Source organism: Acidaminococcus sp. CAG:542 (assembly GCF_000437815.1).
In the GTDB taxonomy this organism is placed as follows: domain Bacteria; phylum Bacillota; class Negativicutes; order Acidaminococcales; family Acidaminococcaceae; genus Acidaminococcus.
The window spans coordinates 1-1,346 of sequence record NZ_FR902023.1; the positions used below are offsets into that span (position 1 = coordinate 1).

A 1,346-nucleotide genomic window follows, 5' to 3' on the forward strand; every position below is an offset into this window, starting at 1 on the left:
TACGGTACCGATTTACACGTTCAAAAATATGGGGTTCATGAGGCTGGTTCACCTTGGAAACGTCAGTGCGAAGATCCGGATCTCCACCAGCCGGGTCTGGGCATTCCGGACGAAGGCCAGGATCCCCAGGGTGTTCCCGTCGATGGGAGCCAGTTTGGCGCAGTTCAGGTTGTCTCCCAGCACCTTGGAACTGTTCAGGGTCCCCAGGTACTGTCCCTCCCGGGTCCAGAACTTCAGGGTGAACCCGTCGATGACCACCAGATAATGGTCCAGCACCGCCATATCGATCAGGTTGTAGATGGAATCCTTATCCGTCTGGATGGGACTGCCAAAGCTCCGGAGAGCCTTCCCCCTGCTGTTGAAAGCTTCCACCATATTCAGGCCGTTGGGCTTGATCCGTCCGCCCCCGAAAATGGTTCCGTCTTTCGTGATCCGCACCTGGGTCAGGCCTCCTGCAAAAGGTTTGGCCCGGTTGTGGAGGAAGGCGGGCTTGTTCTTTTCAAAGGCTCCGTCATGGTACTCCGCCAGGGTGAAATTGTCGTTGCCGTACAGATAGGCCTGTTCCCCACTGGGCAGGAAGGCCACCCGGGTAGCGGTGGTGTTCCCCTTCAGGCTGATGATGTCGTTCCCGTCCCGGAGGGTATGGAGTCCCTTCTTCACATACACAATGTCCCCGTTCCCGGCAATGTTCACGCTCAGGACCATTTTATCCGGGATGGTGTAGGTGCCCTTTTTCCCGAAGCTCCGGAGAGGGAACAGGCTCCCCTCTTTTCGTTCATAGGCCTGGACCGCCGTGCTGTCCCCGTCCTGGCTCCGGAGGGCCAGATAGAACCGGTCATCCCGGATTACGAAGCTGAGGATCTTGTCCACATCGTAGCTGGTGATTTCCGGGGTATTGAACCGCTGGAGCTGGAGCCCCATTTTTCCCAGTTCCACCTGGCGCACCGGCTGGGGTTTCAAATGGACGATGCGCATCTCGATGTCCGTCCGGTAATTGTACCCCACCACCCCCAGGATCACCAAAAGGGTCAGTACCAGAAAGGGCAGTTTGGACCGGATCCAGGACCGTTTCTTCTTTTCCTCCGTCATGGACAAAAAAAGCCTCCTTTGTTTCATTCCTATCAGTATACCATGGGGCTGTTGCGTGGGCAACAGGAAGGGAGTGACGAGGTATGTGTCAACAAGTTCTCGGTGAACCCTTCATCACAGTATAGTTATTCGTTCATGGGGCCGAAAGCGCAGAGTGAAGAGCACAGAACCGTAGGAGCCGCCCAGAAGGCAAAAAGCTTCTATACTCTTCCATCCGCGAAAGCGCTCCGCCGGGAGGGCAGACCCGTTCGTCCCTG

The 1,346-nt window shown here is 56.5% G+C and carries 1 protein-coding gene; it reads right to left on the reverse strand.

The annotated features are described in order from the left end of the window. Nucleotides 1–48: 48 nt before the first annotated feature. Nucleotides 49–1,089: a hypothetical protein gene (locus QVO43_RS01360; protein WP_022486823.1), complete on the reverse strand. Its 1,041-nt coding sequence runs from the start codon at nt 1,087–1,089 to the stop codon at nt 49–51. Nucleotides 1,090–1,346: the final 257 nt, after the last annotated feature.

Coding starts and splice junctions, on each gene's coding strand:
- QVO43_RS01360 (WP_022486823.1), bottom strand. CDS start 1,089: ATGACGGAGGAAAAGAAGAAACGGTCCTGGATCCGGTCCAAACTGCCC.